The organism is Neoluteolibacter marinus (genome assembly GCF_014904755.1).
GTDB lineage: Bacteria > Verrucomicrobiota > Verrucomicrobiia > Verrucomicrobiales > Akkermansiaceae > Haloferula > Haloferula marina.
The window spans coordinates 1-525 of sequence record NZ_JACZFQ010000335.1; the positions used below are offsets into that span (position 1 = coordinate 1).

Below are 525 nucleotides of genomic sequence, written 5' to 3' on the forward strand. Positions count from 1 at the left end.
ACCCGGATGTGGTGGTCCTGGATCTGGGGCTGCCAGGTCTGGACGGGATCGAGGTGTGCCGTGCCCTTCGGTCTTTCTCCGAGTGCTATGTGCTCATACTCACCGCCCGTGGGGACGAGGACGACAAGCTGACCGGACTGGAGGTGGGCGCCGATGACTACATCACCAAGCCCTTCAGCGTGCGCGAACTCGTCGCACGGGTCCAGGCCGTGCTGCGACGCCCGCGCACCGTCACCGTTCGAGAGGCCCCATGGGTCTTCGGGGACCTGGTCATCGACCTCGCTGCCCACGAGGCCCGGGTGAGCGGGGCCGCGGTCGCACTGACGCGCACCGAGTTCGATCTTTTGGCCACACTCTCGGCCGGCCCCGGACGGGCCTACTCCCGCCGTCAGCTCATCGACATCGTGTGGGATCCGTCCTGGGTGGGCGACGAGCGGATCGTGGACGTGCACATCGGGCATCTGCGCCGCAAACTCATTGAGGCACACCCCGATCTTGACTGCATCAGCACGGTCCGAGGGGTCG

General features: G+C 66.9%; 1 protein-coding gene. It reads left to right on the plus strand.

Annotated elements, in window-relative coordinates:
- The coding region (locus tag IG178_RS25145; protein WP_193215291.1) for a response regulator transcription factor at nt 1-525 on the plus strand (525 nt) is incomplete at both ends.